General features: G+C 41.3%; 9 protein-coding genes and 3 pseudogenes. 3 read left to right on the plus strand and 9 right to left on the minus strand.

Translation table 11 applies throughout. The annotated features are described in order from the left end of the window. Positions 1–34: 34 nt before the first annotated feature. The 7 genes and pseudogenes from ACPF7I_RS07545 to ACPF7I_RS07575 form a co-directional block, all read right to left on the minus strand. Positions 35–2,098, minus strand: coding sequence for a heavy metal translocating P-type ATPase (locus ACPF7I_RS07545; protein ID WP_430744051.1), 2,064 nt, complete (start codon positions 2,096–2,098; stop codon positions 35–37). 11 nt (positions 2,099–2,109) lie between these two features. Further along, on the minus strand, positions 2,110–2,415 hold the full coding sequence (locus ACPF7I_RS07550; RefSeq protein WP_035046978.1) for an ArsR/SmtB family transcription factor: 306 nt from the start codon (positions 2,413–2,415) through the stop codon (positions 2,110–2,112). 87 nt (positions 2,416–2,502) lie between these two features. After that, complete coding sequence (locus ACPF7I_RS07555) at positions 2,503–3,222, minus strand: exonuclease domain-containing protein (RefSeq protein ID WP_003396003.1); 720 nt, start codon at positions 3,220–3,222, stop codon at positions 2,503–2,505. A gap of 3 nt (positions 3,223–3,225) precedes the next feature. Next, a complete protein-coding gene (locus tag ACPF7I_RS07560; RefSeq protein ID WP_430744050.1) occupies positions 3,226–4,260 on the minus strand; it encodes a DUF294 nucleotidyltransferase-like domain-containing protein in 1,035 nt (344 codons plus the stop codon). 16 nt (positions 4,261–4,276) lie between these two features. Next, positions 4,277–5,581 carry an ammonium transporter gene (locus ACPF7I_RS07565; protein WP_430744049.1) on the minus strand — a complete coding sequence of 435 codons (1,305 nt, stop codon included), beginning with the start codon at positions 5,579–5,581 and terminating at the stop codon, positions 4,277–4,279. A 355-nt stretch (positions 5,582–5,936) separates the two neighbouring features. Further along, positions 5,937–6,257 (minus strand): annotated as a pseudogene (locus ACPF7I_RS07570) (hypothetical protein); the annotation flags it as partial. 66 nt (positions 6,258–6,323) lie between these two features. Then, a complete protein-coding gene (locus tag ACPF7I_RS07575; protein ID WP_430744048.1) occupies positions 6,324–7,268 on the minus strand; it encodes an endonuclease I family protein in 945 nt (314 codons plus the stop codon). Between the two features lie 334 nt (positions 7,269–7,602). Between ACPF7I_RS07575 and ACPF7I_RS07580 the strand changes: the two are divergent. Continuing rightward, positions 7,603–7,899: pseudogene (locus tag ACPF7I_RS07580) on the plus strand (transposase). A 65-nt stretch (positions 7,900–7,964) separates the two neighbouring features. On the opposite strand, the gene ACPF7I_RS07585 reads toward ACPF7I_RS07580, so the two are convergent. Next, positions 7,965–9,623 carry an IS1634 family transposase gene (locus tag ACPF7I_RS07585; protein ID WP_430744041.1) on the minus strand — a complete coding sequence of 553 codons (1,659 nt, stop codon included), beginning with the start codon at positions 9,621–9,623 and terminating at the stop codon, positions 7,965–7,967. Between the two features lie 102 nt (positions 9,624–9,725). Here ACPF7I_RS07585 and ACPF7I_RS07590 point away from each other — a divergent pair. Beyond that, a pseudogene (locus tag ACPF7I_RS07590) lies at positions 9,726–10,661 on the plus strand (IS256 family transposase); the annotation flags it as partial. Positions 10,662–10,878: 217 nt separating this feature from the next. After that, the gene (locus ACPF7I_RS07595; protein WP_430744047.1) at positions 10,879–14,763 is read left to right on the plus strand and encodes a S8 family serine peptidase; all 3,885 of its coding nucleotides are present in this window, start codon (positions 10,879–10,881) and stop codon (positions 14,761–14,763) included. An 80-nt stretch (positions 14,764–14,843) separates the two neighbouring features. Here the strand turns inward: ACPF7I_RS07595 and ltrA are convergent, their stop codons facing one another. Continuing rightward, positions 14,844–16,100, minus strand: coding sequence for a group II intron reverse transcriptase/maturase (gene ltrA, locus ACPF7I_RS07600; protein WP_064221401.1), 1,257 nt, complete (start codon positions 16,098–16,100; stop codon positions 14,844–14,846). Positions 16,101–16,218: the final 118 nt, after the last annotated feature.

The following is a 16,218-nucleotide window of genomic DNA, read 5'->3' on the forward strand; positions in this document are numbered from 1 at the left end:
TATCCTTTTTTTACAAAAAGACGCACAACCTAAATCAAGTTGTGCGCTTCTCCCATAGAATAAGCAGACTAAACAAGCTAACAAAAATAGTCGCCCCCATATCAGATAAAATAGCAATCCATAACGTTAGCCAACCTGGAATCGTTAATAATAACGCGATTGCTTTTAATCCAAGTGCTATCGCGATATTCAATCGAATGGTACGATTAACCTGTCTAGCAATAGTAATCGCCTCTGGTAATTTTTCTAGGTGATCTTGCATAAGAACGACATCAGCCGTTTCGATGGCGCTATCTGTTCCTTTCCCCATAGCGATTCCGACATGCGCATGAGCAAGTGCTGGCGCATCGTTCATTCCGTCTCCTACCATAGCCACCGTATCGTTTTTCATTAGTTCTTTAATTTTTTCTACTTTTTGCTCAGGAAGCAGTTGTGCAAACGTATTTGTAACTCCTACTTGTTCAGCTACTTGTCGTGCTACTTTTTCATGATCTCCTGTTAATATGACCGTGCGGCGAATACCGATCCGATGCAGTTGTTGGATGACTTCTTTACTTTCCTCACGTATTTCATCAGCAACACCAAATAAACCGAGTATACGATGTTCGTCCGCTACAAAAATGATCGTTCGTCCTTCGTTTTTTAGCTTTTCGGCATCTTTTTCAATTTGTTCAGATACGTATCGTTCACCAACCATTTGCTCGTTTCCAATACGATACCATTTCCCATCGACTTTTCCTTCTACTCCGCTACCCGTTCGCGTCTCGATTTGCTCTGGTTGTTTATATGGAATGTCGTGTTGTTTTGCTTTTTTGATGATCGCTTGAGCCAGCGGATGAGAAGAAACACTTTCTAAAGATGCCGCAATGTGAAGTAGCTCATGTTCATCGATATATGCAATGACATCCGTGACATGCGGTTTTCCTTTTGTTATTGTCCCTGTTTTATCAAAAGCAATCGTACGTACACGTCCAAGCGTCTCTAAATGAACGCCTCCTTTCACGAGCACACCTTTTCTCGCGTTGCGCGTCATCCCAGCTAACAAAGCAATAGGTGAAGATAAAATAAGCGCACATGGACAACCGACAATTAAAACGGCTAAACCTTGATATAATGAATCATGCCAAGGCACGCCAAGCCATAAAGGTGGAATCGTCATGACTAATAATGAAACAATCATAATGAACGGCGTATAATATTTGGCAAAACGATGAATGAACAATTCCAGCGGCGTTTTCGCCTCCTGTGCTTCCTGTACGAGACGCAATATTTTTGACAAAGAGCTATCTTTATATTGTTTTGTAATTTGAACGTGCAACATTCCTTCGTTGTTTACACTTCCACCGTACACGTTCATCCCTACTTCTTTTTCAATCGGCATCGATTCACCTGTAATTGCTGCTTCATTGACAGAACTTTTCCCTTGAACAACTATACCATCTGACGGAATTTTTTCGCCAGGTCGAACAAGTACGACGTCCCCAACTTGTAACGAATCAACTGAAACGATACGCATTTGTCCGTTAAATATGACGAGTGCTTCTTTTGGGGCTTGTTGCAAGAGCATCTGAAGCGAACGGCGTGCCCTTTCCATACCTAGCCCTTCTAAATATTCGTTAATGCCAAATAAAATCGCAACGACAGTCGCTTCTTTCCATTCCCCGATTCCGAACGCTCCAATGAGCGCAATCGTCATTAACGTATCCATATTAAAACGAAAATGAATGACATTTTTCAGCCCTTTAATGAACGTTTTATATCCACTTAGCGCCGTTGCAATCATGTAAATAACAACAATCACATTACCTATGTTAAAGCGTTCAAACAACAAAGCTATGATGAAAAGAACAATAGATGTACTAATGAAATAGAGAAGCGGATTTCGCTTTTTGGACGACTGTTCGTCGTCTTCTATATATGCTCCATCCGTCGCTAAAATGGCGCGTACGTTTTCTAAGTCGACGTGCTCATTTATGCGCAATGTTCCGCTCGTGTAGCTTAACGTCGCTCCTTCACCATACGGAAGTGACTGAATTTGCTCTTCTAATGCTCGCGCGCAATTTGCACACGTTAACCCTTTCACTTGATACTCCTTCACTTTATTCCCTCCTAATGATCACGCGCATGACGAATCGTCTGCTCGAGAATATGCAACACATGCTCATCGTCATGCGAATAATATAGCGTCGTTCCTTCCCTTCGGTACTTCACAAGACGTAAATTTTTTAAAAAACGAAGCTGATGGGATACGGTCGATTGTAAAAGTGACAATCGATTCGCAATCTCCGTTACTGAAAACTCACCAGACGAAAGTAAATGTAAAATACGAATACGTGTCGGATCACTTAACGCTTTAAATGTTTGTGATACGATGAAAAGCGTTTCTTCATCTAACGGCTCATATAACTCTTCCACTCGTTATCCCCTCTTTCAATATATGAATATATGCTCATATAAGTTAATGAAATTTTATAATTTTTCATAAAAAAAGTCAACATTCTTTTAAGAACATTGACTAAGCAGCGCATACAGGTCATGCAATGTATCGATTTTCATCTGCTGTAATTCGACAAAAACACGCTTCCAAATCTCAAATAAACTCATTACATCCCCTAGTGCTGTGTGACGGTTCATAGGGGACAAACCGTAAAAAGAAAGGGCGTCATCAAGTGTTGGGAATGTGTCGTGATGGATACATTCCATTATTCTCCTCATTTCGATTGCTGTTTGTTGTAAAGATGTACGATAATTTCGTGATAAAAATTCATTCAAAAATGCAATATCATGCTGAATATGATAACCGAGCAAAATACTGCGATTCAAAAAAGGAAGAATGCGATGCATCTCTTGTTGTAGCGACGGGGCATCGGCCACATCTTCATTCGTAATACCAGTAAGTATAACAACTTGTTCTGGGATGCGTCGTTTCGGGCGAAAGTGAGAACAATACAAATCTAACGCTTCCCCCTTTTTTGTTTTTAAAGCGGCCAATGAAAAAATTTCGTCTCCTCTTTGCGGGGAAAATCCTGTCGTCTCTGTATCTAACAAAATAAATATAACATCAGAAAGTGGGGTGTCGAGCGAATACGTATGCTTTCTCGCTTCGCGCATCGTTTTTCGAATCCATACCTCTTGTTGAAAAGCCGAACCGACTGCTGTTGCTTGGTCATGTCGAAGCCCAAGCGACAACAGACGATTGATCCATTGAAACGGACGCTCCATCGCTTACACCCACTTTCTTGCATCGCGCTGCACCTTTTTGGCTACAACCATCGCTTTTTTTAATTGCTTTCGCTCTTCTTTTGATAAATGCTGCATCAATATATAATTATGTTCTCCTTCAAGCGAACAGCGTAAACGAAAATATAAAAACGTTCGAAACGCCTCGTCTATACGTTCAAATAACTGTTGTGAACAACCGTTTTGAGCATACCAACACGCTAATCGCTCAAACGTAGACATCGAATGAATAAATTGTTTTCGAACAGCGATCCACTTCAGTATATGGCTTAGTTGAACATATCCCCCTCGTTTTATATCAATCATCCCACTTTGTGCCCCCCATCGTTCTACGTACACGCGACGAAAAGGGCCAATGGGCACGGGAGGCGTATGAATACTGTCAACGATTCGATTACGTAAAGAAACCGGCGTTGTCATTTTGTTATATAACGCCTCCTTTAGTTGAGCAACTAAAGATGGTTCCCCATGAATTGGTCGCATATCAACTAACATGGACAAATAACGAATATCATCTATATGCTCGTTTTGTACATATTTTTGAATTTGCTCGTTCCAATCTTCCTTCTCTTTCAGCCATCTCTCATTTGTCGCCATCACATGTCCTGTGCAATACGGATAGCCAACTTCATTCAAAAAAAGAACACCAATGCGGGCATACTCGCGCATATATGCATAACAATCCTCTTTTTCGCTACTTAAACAAGAAAAAATGACCCCGTTGTCTTGATCTGACCAGACAGTCGCTTCCCTCCGTCCGCTACTTCCCATGACAAACCAGCAAAAGGAAGATGGCTTTCTCCCTATTCCCATTCGATCAACTTCCCGCTCAGCCAGCAATAATGCTTGTTTCATTAATACATCATGGCATGCACTAAGCGCATCGTATATTTCAAGCATGCGCTGAAAAGAGAGGGGGAAAGAAGAGAGAACGAAAGCAACTTCATCATGAAGTTGCTTTAGTTCTGTCGTACTACTGCATTGTTCTACTCGAACGATAATCGTTTCCAAATGATTCATGACATCACCATCTTTATTAAGAACGAGTTAACGTCGTTGTTTGTTGATAGGTTGGGTCTAAATGCTCTGGATACCCATATGAACCATGTTCGCTAATATCAAGTCCAGAAATTTCTTGTTCAGGCGTCACACGTAAACCAATCGTCTTTTTCAAAGTGAACAAGATGATAAACGAAACAACTGCCACGTATACAGCGGCCCCTAGAACTCCTACCGTTTGCACAATAAGCTGATCGAATCCCCCGCCATAAAACAGCCCTGCTTTTCCGATTCCCGTTATTTCAACGAGGCGCGGGGATGCGAAAAAGCCAGTCGAAATCGTACCGACAATTCCGGCGATACCATGAACAGAGAATGCGTAAATCGGGTCGTCAATTCCTTTTCGTTCAAAATATACGGACGTCCAAAATGTAAATGATCCTGCTACTGCCCCGATCACAGCTGCCGCCCACGGTTCAACGAATGCACATGCGGCTGTGATGGCAACAAGTGCGGCTAATACACCGTTGACCATCGCAGGAATATCTGCTTTCCCAACAAGCCATTTTGCTGTCAAAATCGAAGCAACCGCTCCAGCAGCTGCTGCAATATTTGTTGTTAACGCGACATAACCAAAAAATCCATCTGCCGTTCCCATTGTACTTCCTGCATTAAATCCAAACCAACCGACCCATAAAACAAACCCACCGATAACAGTATATACTTGGTTATGTCCTGGAATGAAGTTAGGTGTGCCGTCTTTGTTAAACTTACCGATGCGTGGACCTAATAACATCGTTGCGATTAATGCAGCAATTGCTCCTTGTAAGTGAACAACGGTAGAACCCGCAAAGTCTTGCATCCCCATTTCACCGAGCCATCCACCACCCCATACCCAATGGCCGATAACAGGGTAAATGGCAACAGTAAAAATGGCTCCGAAAATAAAGTAAACAGATAATTTCGCTCGCTCGGCGAATCCTCCCCATGCAATTGCTAAAGAAACACCAACAAAAGCGAGTTGAAATAAAAATTTCAGTTCAAGTGGTACATTCGCCCACGAAAGAGAAGAAAACGTCTCTTTTCCTTCCTTCAAAAACCACCCTTCCATTCCAATCAACCCATTTCCTTTTCCGAATGTAATCGCAAAGCCTGCCGCCCAAAACGCGAGCGAAGCGATCGCAAAACTTAATATTTGCTTTCCAGCGACATGACCAGCGTTTTTCATTCGCGTCGATCCCGCTTCTAACAAAGCAAATCCGACTTGCATTCCAATAACTAAAATCGCCCCTAACATTACCCAAAGTGAATCAATTGCCAAACTCAACTGTACCTCATTCATTCTCATCTCTCCTTTATGTCATTTTTTATAACATTTATGGTTATAATATATTACATAAACAAAAAGAAATGCAACAGTTTTTTGAAATTTTTTTATTATCATGTTAATTTTCATTACACAAAAAAAAGAGTGCCTCGTTGGAGACACTCTCTGTAACTAAATAAGAAACATCGCAACAATTGTTGTTACAGTTAGCCCGATAATAACTGGCACAATATTTCGTCTCGCCAATTCAAATGGGCTAACACCACAAATGGCTGCCGCTGGAATGAGCGCCCAAGGGACTAGCGTTCCACCCCCAACCCAAATGGCCGCAATTTGACCAAGTGCTGTTAGAGTGGCAACTCCTGTACCGATAAGCTAACGAAGGTGTACGAATCAGTTTCGCAAACGGCGCGATCATTACCTCATTTACTCCTGTGCCTGTAAGAAGTTTACTCATCGATACGATAATAGATATAACAAGAATAGTCGGAAGAAGTTCAGTTATGGCATAAATAAAACTGTTAAAAATGGTGCTAATAGAAAGCGGCAACGATCCTGTTGCTGTAACCGCTAACAAAAAGATACCCACCATACAAACTAATGATGTATCTTTACGCCAAACCATCAACGCGATAATAATACAAATAAACGAGACGTAAATCCAATGTAACGCTGTTAGCTCTACACCCATCGTTCTCTTCCCCTTTTCATAAACTGTAATACAGCATATGAAAAAGAGAAGAACATGTGCGAACGCCTACCTACTTTTACGCCCAATTAGAAAATAAAGCTGTTCTGCAAGATTTGGTTTATCGATAAATGGGTTGCGATTTCCTTGAATTCGAAAAATCGCCGCATTTCGATGTCTTTCATACATTGTAACAGGAAAGCGTTTATGCCATTGAACAAGAAGTGGAATATTGATTTGATCGACAAACGGATGTTTGATTGCACGCGGATAACGAACGAGAAAGTACATCATCGCCCGAGCTACCGCCCCTTTTCCGTGTTCAGGTTCAAAATGTTCCCCGTATGCCACGCCACAATCGTTTTGAACGATTTCATTAGGAGACTCTGGTTCATAAAACGGAAAATCCGCATACGGAAAATTCGAGCGAATCGAATTGCATCGCGGTTCACAAACAAATAAGTGATGCAAATCCCCTTTCATTGGTTCCTTTGCCCCAAACCACGATTGTGGCACGACATGTTCGGCATTAAATTTCAATTGTTGATCAACCAATTTTATTTTTTGATTAAAATCGAGTTCGCTTTTTTTTGCCTTTTTTACAAGCTGAACAAATTGTTCATATCGCTTTTGAATGATCTCGTAATCTTGTAAAATAATTGTACGTGGATCTTTCTTTTTCCCCGAATAAATGCTTTTTACTGTTCCATCCGGCTGCAAATCGACCCATGTGTATAAATAGTAATCTTTGCTTAAAAAATACGGGATGCGACGTATATGCGTCCGTTTCATTAAATCGTGATACGCTTGAAATAACAACTTTCCATCCGTTTGATGATCGATGTGTTCGTAATATCGGTCAATGATGCGCTCTTCTTCCTTTTCGTTATAATATAAAGCGTTTTGTTGCCGAATTTTTTGTTGATTTTCAATAAGTTCTTGCAAAATTTCTTTCTGTTTTTCTTCCCAACGCTTCAGCTGCTCTGCATGTTGATGGATAACATCTTCCACCATTCTTCTCTCCAATCATTTTTACTATAATGTATTCGTATATTGTCCATTACGTCTCCGCTCTTTTGTTTCATACACCTATTATAATCAATATATACACAATAAAAAATAGAACAGAGCATAGTGACTCCCCTTACTAAAATATCTCTTAACAAATATAGAAAGCTCTTGCCTTTCATTTTCACCAGCAAGCCTTTCTTTTGATAAAATAGATAGTGACAAAAATCGAACGATGATGTATAAAATTTTGTGTAAAGCATTTTACTAGATCAAAAGAAAAAAGGTAGGGTATTCTCTGATTGAACCCAAATATTCCAGAGAAAGGAGAACCCTACCTATGTCCAAAAGTATACCGAATGTCGACTGGGCAAATCAACTGGAAAGTGTCATTCGTCAGTTTGTAAAGGAAAAATTAGAACTGATCATGCGGGAAGAAATCAAACATTTCCTCGAAATCGAACAGGCCGGAACATCGAATATGTGAAACGGCTACTATCAACGAAATCTAGATACACAATATGGACAGATTGAAGGCCTTTTGGTCCCAAGAGATCGAAATGGGGAATTTCAAACTCATATTTCGCACCTTGGTAGGGCGGAACAAAAGGATTTTTTATTCAGTTTTTTAGAATAACTTTTAAACCAACACCAAAAGCGATGGTATCCTTTTTTTACCATCGTTGGTCGTTCTTTATCCCATTAGACGTAAATGCTCTCGTCCATCCCTAATCCTTGCAGAATCCTTCGCTGCTCGTACGTGAGCGGTTGACCTAACGCGCGTTGAATTCGTCCATCCGGCAGTTCCAACAGGACGACTCTGACATACCAAAACAATTGAAAAATCGCTTGTCCGGTCGGTCGGGTCAGTTTCCGGCCTCCCGCGCCCTTTAATGGGTGTTCCGGGGTGATGAACTGACGCACCCGGCGCTGGAAGACGCGGTAAATCGCCAAGGCCAACAGAAACAAATAGCCCAATACCGCGACCCGTTCCGGTTTTTTTACGTAAATCTCATCCGTAAAGAACGGGTCTTTCAAGAAAGAGAAGTTCATTTCCACCGAGATTTGGCCTTTATACAACTTCAAGATCTCTTTCGCATCCATCGGTTGACCTTTCCATTCCTCCGGAACGGTCGTGACAAGGACAAACCGGGACGCTTTCCGTCTCGCCTGTTCCCACGCATCTTGGTCGAATTCCACGTTCAAGCGAAGGGCGTACAGCGTTTCCATGTCCGGTTCCGCCCCTTTTTTCGGACGTCCGCGCCGTTTTTTCGGACGCACGATCGCTTCGACCGACGCCTCGACGCGATGGAACCGGAGACGAAGGGACGCCTTTAGAGACGCTAGGGCTTGTTCGGCGTCTTCCCGGCACGAAAACAGACGGCTTTCCCACTGGGTTTGTTTCTGCCGAAGAAGCTCTGCTTCTTGGTTTCGCTCTTTTTCGAGCGTCTTTCCTTTTCGTTGGTCGAGCGCGCTGGATTCAACGACGATCAACCGGACCGAATGACCTTCGTACGTCGATGTCGTTTCCCACACCCGGTAGGTGGCTCCGTTTTTCTCCGCTAAGGAAAACGGATCGCTCCACGGCGTGTCTTGGGCATCAGCTTTAGCCAGCGCGGTTTTGACGATCCGGAGCGAAGAAGGGCCTCTTGTGATCAAAAAGGCGTTGGCGGCCTTCGTTTGCGCCAGTGTGTCTTTCGTCATGGCGGCAGAATCGGCAACATAAATCCATTCATCTTCGATCTTCGCCTGCTTCAGCTGTTTCTGCACACGGGACAACACCTCGGGATTCCACGTCTTATCCGGCAGGTTGCCGTCGTGTACATCGCCATAAAACGGGATGCCATCCTCGTTGCCAATCAGCCCAAATCCGATCTGCTTTTGCCAACGATGATGCCGGTTGTAGCCATGCGTAATCTGCAAGGCATCCGGCGAGGCCGATTCATACGTACCGTAAACCGATACATCGGTCGTATCGGCATGGAACACCCGAAGAGGGATTCCTTCTTTCTTGTAAATTTGCACAAGACAGGCGGAAAGAACCGCGTGGATATTGGCGTCGTACAGTCGATCGAGATGGCGCGCGATGGCATCGTCGTTGAACCAAGAGGGGGAAAGCCCTGGTCGGATCAGCTTAGGCAAATCGATGTCATGCGCCCATCGTTCCAAATGAACGAGTGCTTGCCGACCGCTCAAGATATCCAAGGTAAGCAGCCAGACAACGTCGCTGGCTCGAGTTTGGCATTGAGAGTCCACGGGAACGAGACGATCAATCAACCGAGGGAGGCCAAGATCCTTGAAAATGGTGCTTATTATATTCAAATAAGAACTTTCATAAATGGCACGGATTTGAACGCTCATGATGTAGAAACTCCTTTGCTTTCCTTGTGTTTCAAAGATTCATTCGACATGAAGATAAAAAAATCCTCCCGATTTTTGTCGAGAGGGCGCGAAATGTGAGTTCAAACGCAGCTGTTTGCCCCTTACCAACGTCATACTGGTTGGCTCGAGGAAGCCGTCATCAAAATGTATCAAAGTGGCATGAGTACGAGGAAAATTGGCAAGTTTATCGAACGAATTTTAGGAAATGCTTATTCTCTAGCGACGATCAGCCGTATTACCGATGTCGTGAAGGAAGACATCGAGAAATGGCACAATCGTCCTCTACATCAGCGTTATTCGGTTTTATATTTGGATGGTTTATACGTAAAACTTCGTCGCGAAACCGTGGAGAAAGAAGTCATTTATGTGGTGTTAGGGGTGAACGAAGAAGGGTATCGAGAAATTCTGGATTTCTTCGTGGGAGGACAGGAAAGCGCCTATGTATGGCAGGAGATTCTCCAACAGCTCTACAAAAGAGGCGTCAAGGAAGTGCTTCTGGGCGTATTCGATGGACTACCGGGGTTGGAGGAAGCTTTTCGCTCGGTTTATCCGAAAGCCGATGTGCAGCGTTGTGTCGTTCACAAAGTACGTAATACCTTACATCGTGTTCGGAAAAAAGACCAATTCGAAATGGCGGAGGATCTCAAACTGATTTATCGCGCACCGAATAAGGGGATGGCGTTACAGATGTTTCAACAGTTTGAGTCGAAATGGTCCAGCAAGTACCCGAGAGAAGTGCAATCTTGGGCCAATGAGTTGGATGTCCTCCTTACATTTATGGATTATCCAAGCAGTATTCGAAGTGTGATTTACACGACGAATGCCATCGAACGAACGATCAAGGAGATTCGGAAACGCCTAAAGCCGATGAACAGTTTGAGCAGTTTAGAAGCCGCTGAAAAAGTCGTGTATTTGACCATTCAAGATTTTAATGAGAAATGGGCAGGACGAAAGTTGCGAGGATTTGCCGAAGCACATGAAGCTCTTCAACGAATGTTTGAAGAGCGTTATCACTAACCAAACACTGTAAATTGACGAAAGAAGGGGATTCTCCCTTTCCACACAGGAGACTGAATATTCAGTCTCCTGTGTGGAGGAAACAGCCCCCCTCTCTATTCTAAAATCCATTTCAGAGATACCCTATCTATCTTACATTACACAAAATTCTTGACGGTACCAACAGTTATCTTAATATTTTCATGTAATTATATAAAAATGTAAAAGGAGTGAAAGAATGAAAAGAATTTTAGCATTATTTTTATCTCTCTTACTAATTATTACTTTTGTTGAACCTGTTGCTCCCACGAGTTCTGCAGAATACACAGAAGAAGGGTACATTGTAACATTAAAAAATCCAGAATCACTAGATAAATTCTCAAAAGAGAAGTTTAAAGACAAAAAGCACAAGAGGCTTAATCTTACAAATTCGTTGGTCGTCTCTCTTTCACCAGATGAGGCAAAGTCACTAAAAAAAGACAGTGAAGTTGCCTACATTGAAAAAAATGCACCTGTTAGTACTGCTAATAATAGTGGTGTTAATAAAGATCATGATTTTGTAAAAATAATGAGAAAAGGTAAAGATACTTATCCATGGGGCATCAGTCTTATTAGTAGCTCTGAGAGGAAAATTTTTAACAATAACAAAGTCAAAGTAAACATTGCTGTATTAGATACTGGTATTGCAAATCATGAGGATTTAGTTATTGCAGGTGGAACATCTTTTGTAGAAGGGACAACTTTCACTGATGATAATGGTCATGGCACACACGTAGCCGGAACTATCGGAGCTATTTTAAATAGTAAGGGAGTTGTTGGAGTGGCCCGTGGGGCCAATTTGTATTCAGTGAAGGTATTAGATAAGAATGGACAAGGAACTTACGCTCAACTCATACAAGGTATTGAATGGGCGATCAACAACGATATTGATATTATCTCACTAAGTCTAGGTGGAACCGAATATAGCGAAGCACTTTATGAAGCAATTAAAAAAGCTTATGAGAAAGGTATACTTATAGTTGCAGCCGCAGGAAATTCAGGAGATGGTGATGATACAGTATTATATCCGGCAAAGTTCCAAGAAGTTGTGTCTGTTGGTGCCATTGGTTTAGATTTAAAGAGGGCAACATTTTCAAGTGTCGGTAAAATAGATATCGTTGCACCGGGTGTTAACGTTCTTAGCACCACTATTAATGGTGATTATGGGGTAATGAGTGGAACATCGATGGCTGTACCACACGTAACAGGTTCACTGGCATTAATTCTTGAAAAAAATAAAAAGTTAAGTAATGAAGATATAAAGGAGATTCTATTCAATACTGCTACTAAACTAGGGAATAAACGAGAATACGGACACGGTGTTGTTAATCTAGTTAATGCTTTAGGGTTAGGAAAAGGTGAGATTCTTCCTCCGTATACTCAACCGGAGGAGCCTAAGTCTTCAATACCTATGGATGAACTAGTTAATTTTGATATAGTTGAGATTAGTAAATCCATCTATCAATTGGATCAAAAATTGATGTCGATCATCTCACAGCACGTATCCCAAGGTTCTACTACAAAATCGAAGATTCTTACATCGGAAAGAGAATTGTTAAGACAAGAGCTATCAAAGCTTCAATATCGACCAAAATTAACAAATCAACATTCAAAAGATGCTTTACAAGCTTTAGCAGAGGAAGAAAAGTCCTATTATCAAAATCATGCAATGGAATATATAAAGATTAGGGACAAATATAAAGCCCTTATTGAGAGTTATGCCACTACTTCTGCATCCCAACCTACATCTATGTCAGATACGTATGAGCCAAATAACTCAGCTTCACAAGCAACAAATATAAGCACGGGTACTTCACTTAGCTCTTATATTAGTACCTCTAGTGATGTGGATTTCTTTAAGTTTGTCCCAAATCGTAACGGATCAGTAACGTTACAACTCTATGTTCCTTCTGATAAAGATTACGATGTGCAGGTGTTAAATTCGGGGCAAAGTTCTATAGCAAGCGGAACTGCTGGTACTGGTATGACTGAGAATGTAACATTTTCTGTAGTTGCTAACCAGACATATTATATTAAAGTATATGGTTATAGTGGAGCATATAGCTCTGCCCCTTATACATTGTCCCTTAGTAATGTAACACCGGAATTTGTAACCTTATATACTAATTCTCCAGTGGATGTCAGCCTGCCGGCTGGTGAATATCAAGTATATAAATTTACTCCAACAAGTACAGGAACATATAAATTCTATACAGGGCCTTATAGCGGAACTGGTCCATCAAATGATACTGTACTTGAGCTTTACTCTGATGCAAACTTAAGTTCTATGATTTCGTCCAATGATGACTCGAATGGTACATTATTTTCTGAAATTAAGGTAAGTTTAAATGCTGGGGAGACATACTATTTGAAGTTACGCCCTTACAGTTCAAGTGGTCAAGTATATGCAAGGCTCACAGTCACTTTAGATACACCAGAACCAGAAACTATTTACCTTAATTCACCTAAAGATATTAATCTTCCAGTTGGAGGGGAAAAAGTATATAAATTCACTCCTTCTGCTTCAGGAAGCTATAAGATTTATACTGATTATTACGGGGGTAACAGTAGTAGTGGTACAAGTGATACTGTACTTTACGTGTATAGTGACTACAATCTAACTAATCAAATTGGTTACAACGATGATAGTAATGGTCGTGTATTTTCCGAATTAATACTGAATCTATCTGCTGGAACATCCTATTACATTAAAGTGAAAGGCTATAATAACGGTAGTGTATACGCTAGATTAAATATCACAAATGCACCTCCTAATTTTATTACAATGCAAGACAATAGTTACGTAGACCTTTCTATAGGAGCTAATGAAAAAAAGTACTTTAAATTTACTGCTCCAAGAACCGGATTCTACCGTTTCTACACTAGTTCATACCAACAAGATGGTACTATAAGTGATACAGTTGTCCGCTTATATTCGGATGAAAACTTAACCAATGAATTAGCATACTCAGATGATATGATTGAGAGTGTTTTTTCAAAAGTGACTTACGAGCTAACAGCTGGTGTAACGTATTATGTATCAGTTTCAGCTTTTGGTTCATCAGCCATTAATACTCGTTTCGCTATTAGCCCTAACTTACCTCTCTATATCAAAAAAGATGGTGAAACGGAAGAAACGCTAATCGGCTCATATAACGCTCAGAAGTACCCTTATGGTGATTTAATGTTAGACCTCGAGCATCTAACGGATGAATATGCTTCTTTAGTAGGTAATCAATATGTTGTAGAAGATGGAAAAGCTTATTTTACAAGACAGAGTTTAAGCTATAATATGGACATATTGCAGTATGAAGATCGCGTATTAATAATTGTTCCACCGGATCCACAGGTTATGGAAGCGGCTCAACCATATGAAGTACCGGATAGCGAAATAGAGACGTATGCAAATGCTTCTAACTGTACTGCATCAGCATGTGACTTTACCGTAGTTCTTGCGGCAGGTATGTTGACTAATTCTTCATATTTTAAAACGTTTATTCCTAAAATTATTAATAAATATGCATCAATTGGTAAGTCCGTACGTGTCGCAAATCCTATTTTTCCTTATGGAAAAACTGATGGTCTTCCGACATACCTATGGCCAACATTAGCATCTGTTCAATTACAAGCCATTATTTACGAGGCAGGTAATAGTGTACTACCTCAATACACTACTGGAACTAAAGTTCGTGATGCTGCTAAGAAGAATTATAGAGGTGGAAAGATTGTATTAATTGGACATAGCGGTGGAGGGGTTTCTTCTATCCGTGGAGCGCAATTATTAAAATCAGCAGGCTACTCTGTTCATGAAGTTGTACAGGTAGGCTCTCCTCATATGCCACTATCTTCTGATCTAGCTAGTAATACAACATTTATGAGAGATAGTAAAGTAAAAGATTGGGTAACAAAATTGGGTTTTTGGACCAATAAGCCTTACAGGATTGTGAATGTTCCACAGAAACCTCAGAAAAATCCGATTGATATTCACGCAAATTATTTTAGTGGATTGTCCTTTACTTTAAACGGAGTTACTACAACAAATGCTGATCAAACTCTTAATGCAATGTGGCCAAGCATAGATTAAATCGAGTAGGAGGAGGTGATTAACCTCCGTCCTCTCACACCACCGTACGTACGGTTCCGTATACGGCGGTTCAATCAAGATCAATGACGCAAGAATTCATAACGTTCTTGTAGACTTTTGAGCCCTTGGTCATTCCAGTAGGAGTTTCCAAGGGTTCTGTGTAAGATGGGGCTATTTGAAATACGCCAATATCCTTTCCGACTATTTCCCCATTCATACGCTTTCCACGAAGGAACTCCCAATTTGATCAAGTTTCGTATCCTCGTTTTTGGTGTTTTCCAACTTTTCCATAAGCACATACGAAGTCTTCGACGAATCCACCCGTCCATTTTCCGAAAGATTGATTTCGTATCCGCCAGCGCAAAGTACCCACACCATCCGAATAAATACTGATTCAGTTTCTGAATTCGGTATTCCATGGAATATGGCATCTTTCTCGAGGTGATTTCTCGTACTTTCTTCTTCATTCGTTTGAGACTTTCTTCTGCCACTCGAATCTTGGGCTCTTCGGCATCGATAAAACTGAATCCAAGAAACTTTCGTTTCCAAGGACGGTCTACTGCCGACTTTTTCTCATTCACTTTTAGGCGAAGTTTACGTTCGATGAATCGTTGAACGCTTGCCATTGTTCGTTCTCCTGCCCTTTTTGATTTTACGTAAATGTTACAGTCGTCTGCGTAACGAACGAATTGATGTCCTCTTTTCTCTAATTCTTTATCCAGCTCATCAAGGACGATGTTGGAAAGGAGCGGACTTAATGGACCACCTTGTGGCGTTCCTTTCTCTGTACTTGAAACCACTCCATGAATCATGACACCCGACTGCAAGTACTTGCGGATTAATTTTAATAACGGTTTATCGTGGATTCTTTTCGCCAATGTGCTCATAAGTCTGTCGTGGTTGACCTGATCAAAGAACTTTTCCAAATCGATGTCTACAACCCATCGGTATCCTTCTTTGATATATCCTTGTGCTTTCCTCACTGCATCATGGGCACTTCGATTTGGGCGAAAGCCATAGCTATGTTCGGAAAACATCGGGTCATATATCTTCGACAATACTTGGGCAATCGCCTGTTGAATCAAACGGTCTGTCACGGTTGGGATACCTAGTAACCGAACACCGCCATCAGGCTTCGGGATTTCGACTCTTCGGACAGGCATCGGTTCATAGGTACCTTTGAGAATCGCTTCTTTGATGGACTGCCAGTTTTCGACGATGTGCGTTCGCAGGTTTTGTACGGGCATCATATCTACTCCATGGCTGCCCTTATTTTGTTCTACTCGTTTCAATGCGAGAAGCATGTTCTCTCGTGACAGGATTTGATTCAAAACCATCGTTATTCTTCCTTCCGTAAATAGCTGTTCTTCTTATGCCAGTCGTCACTCCACCCTCCAAAAGATCCCCCACGGGATTCACCGTTTCCTTTCTCTTGGGAGGTCCTATGTTTTCTGT

Origin of the sequence: Anoxybacillus dikiliensis (genome assembly GCF_050613275.1) — a bacterium.
Lineage (GTDB): Bacteria > Bacillota > Bacilli > Bacillales > Anoxybacillaceae > Anoxybacillus.

Coding starts and splice junctions, on each gene's coding strand:
- ACPF7I_RS07565 (WP_430744049.1), bottom strand. CDS start 5,581: ATGAATGAGGTACAGTTGAGTTTGGCAATTGATTCACTTTGGGTAATG.
- ACPF7I_RS07595 (WP_430744047.1), top strand. CDS start 10,879: ATGAAAAGAATTTTAGCATTATTTTTATCTCTCTTACTAATTATTACT.
- ltrA (WP_064221401.1), bottom strand. CDS start 16,100: ATGGTTTTGAATCAAATCCTGTCACGAGAGAACATGCTTCTCGCATTG.
- ACPF7I_RS07575 (WP_430744048.1), bottom strand. CDS start 7,268: ATGGTGGAAGATGTTATCCATCAACATGCAGAGCAGCTGAAGCGTTGG.
- ACPF7I_RS07560 (WP_430744050.1), bottom strand. CDS start 4,260: ATGAATCATTTGGAAACGATTATCGTTCGAGTAGAACAATGCAGTAGT.
- ACPF7I_RS07585 (WP_430744041.1), bottom strand. CDS start 9,623: ATGAGCGTTCAAATCCGTGCCATTTATGAAAGTTCTTATTTGAATATA.
- ACPF7I_RS07555 (WP_003396003.1), bottom strand. CDS start 3,222: ATGGAGCGTCCGTTTCAATGGATCAATCGTCTGTTGTCGCTTGGGCTT.